At 64.8% G+C, this 2,438-nt stretch carries 1 protein-coding gene; it reads left to right on the top strand.

Features of this window, described 5'->3' with window-relative positions:
- Window positions 1–2,438: hypothetical protein (locus OBACDRAFT_RS16575; protein WP_043587564.1), on the top strand; the 2,438-nt coding region annotated here is incomplete at both ends.

Consider the following 2,438-nt stretch of genomic DNA (forward strand, 5'->3'; position numbering starts at 1 on the left):
ATCCCCTTCGCCGGCCACGAAGCCGTCATCGACCCCGACAGCGGCTCCCTCTGGGAATTCATCCGCGACACCGCCACCGGAGACACCGTTTTCACCCGTGCCACCATCGACGCCACCGGTTCCGACGGCGCGTATTACAGTTCCCGATACAGCCCGCGCGTCATCACCGAAATCGAACAATCCGGACCCGTCCGCACCACCATCGCCCGCCGCGGTCTCCTCGCCACCGAAGACGGACGCCACGCCCTCCTCCAATTCACCTGCCGCCTCCATTTTTGGAAAAACCAACCCGGCCCCGACATCGAACTCACGCTCATCAACAGCACCACCGCCCGCGACACAATCGCCCTCCGCGACGTCGCCTTTGTCACCCACGCCACCGGCATCAGCCCCGCCACTCGCGTCACCCTTCCCTGGACCGACGCTCCCCTCGGCCCCACCGGACTCGCCGCCCTCCAATCTTACACCTTTTCCACCAGCCAATGGTCCCGCTCCCTCGTCCGCGACCGCCAGCTTGCCGACACCCGCCCCGGCGAACGCGGCCCCCTCTGGCTCGCCCTCCCTCTCAACTCCAAATCCCAAAACGCCACCATCTCTCTCGGCATCCACAACGCCTGGCAACAACACCCGACCATGCTCGCCGTCGGCCCCGACGGACGCCTCGCCGCCCACATCTGGCCCACCGCCCCCGTCATCGGACTCGAATGGTCCCCCGGCCTCTCCATCACCCGCCATTTCCAACTCCGCCGCGCCACCGCACCCTCCAATTCTGAAATCGACGACCAAACCATCACCGTCCGCGTCTCTCCCGACTGGCTCGCCAAAACCAACATATTCCCCTCCCTTGCCCCCGCCAGCCCGGACCGCCTCCCCTTCATCGAACAACGCCTCTCCTCACCCGACGCCCTCCTCGGCCAATCCCCCAACAGCATCGAAAAAAACCACTATTACGGCCTCTTTGACTACGGTGACGCCGGCGGCGACGGCGGCTGGGCCAACCTCGAATCCTACCGCGACTACGCCGCCATCCTTCGCGGCTCGCGTATTGAAAACGACGATACAATTTATCGCCAGGGCCTTGTCAGCGCCAACCACTACCGCGACGTGGACATCCAGCAAGTCACTGGCCGCACCATCACACACTCCGTCAACCACACCATCGGCGGACACGATTTCGGCCACGCCTGGCCCGAAGGCATCATGGCCCACTACCTCCTTACCGGCTCCCGCCGCACCCGCGAAGTCATCCACCAAAACCTCGCCACCATGCTCGCCATCCCGCCCGCCGACAGCGACATCTCTTACGGGCGCAACCTCGGTTTCTTCCTCATGACCCTCTCCCGTGCGTATCAACTTACCGGAGACACCCGTTACCGCGACCGTTTCCTCCGCCAGCTCGACCACACCGAATCCATCCTCACCTCCGCCGCCGCCCCCGGACGTCCGCCTGAGCTCATGCAACTCACCCCGGCCCCCCGCGATGCCTCCCTCTTCTACTGGCCCGCCAGCGGCTACGTTCCCTTCGCCGCCTGGTACGGACTCGAAGGACTCCTCCAAATGCACGCTCTCGTCGCCGACACCCCCGCGCTCCAAACCCGCCTCCTCGCCCACATCCAACGCGAATACCACCACGCCCTCGACCTCGCCCCCACCTACCGCTTCCACCTCGAACAACTCTGGCCCGGCCTTCCTGCCGAACAAACCCACCCCCTCCTCGCCACCGAATACGCCAACGGACGCGGAGCCTTTCTCTATCCCGTCACTGCCGCCTACTCCCGACTCACCGGGGACACCCGCTGGCTGCACTTTGCCCGGCGCGCCCTTTATGCCAACGCCATGACCAACTCCGAACGCCCCGAAAACATCCTTGGTGCCGCCGTCCTTCCTGTCGGCAACGAACTCTCCACCTTCGACGAAGCCGCCTTTGTCCGCGACACCCGCGACCTCCTCTGGAAAGCCGCTGCCGACACGCTCCCCAACGGCGACTTCGCGCAACACGCACCCTACGACGCCCTCCTTGCCCGCGCCACCCGCACCGACTACAAACCCCGTTTCGCCACCCCCTGGCTCTACCCGCTTCATTGGCGACTCGTGCAAGGCAAAGAACTCACCGCGACCGAACTCATGCGCCGCCGTCAAAAAATGGCCACGCTCGACTTCGACACATGGCACGCCGCCGCACCCGCCTTCCGATTCGATCTCGACCGCGGTGATCCCTTCACCCACCGCACCAGCCTCACCACTGCCAATTTCAAACTCCCACCCGGTCGTCACACACTCACCTGGTGGTTTCGCGAAACACCCGGAGGCTCCACACTTGAAGCGGCCAACCTGTATCTCTCCGACTTCGAAGGCAACCACCCCGCGCTCGAAATCCAACCCGACACCGCGCGCAACACCCTCCACCTGCAAAACGGAACCCCGCTCCGCATCCCCTC

It is taken from the genome of Geminisphaera colitermitum TAV2 (assembly GCF_000171235.2).
GTDB lineage: Bacteria > Verrucomicrobiota > Verrucomicrobiia > Opitutales > Opitutaceae > Geminisphaera > Geminisphaera colitermitum.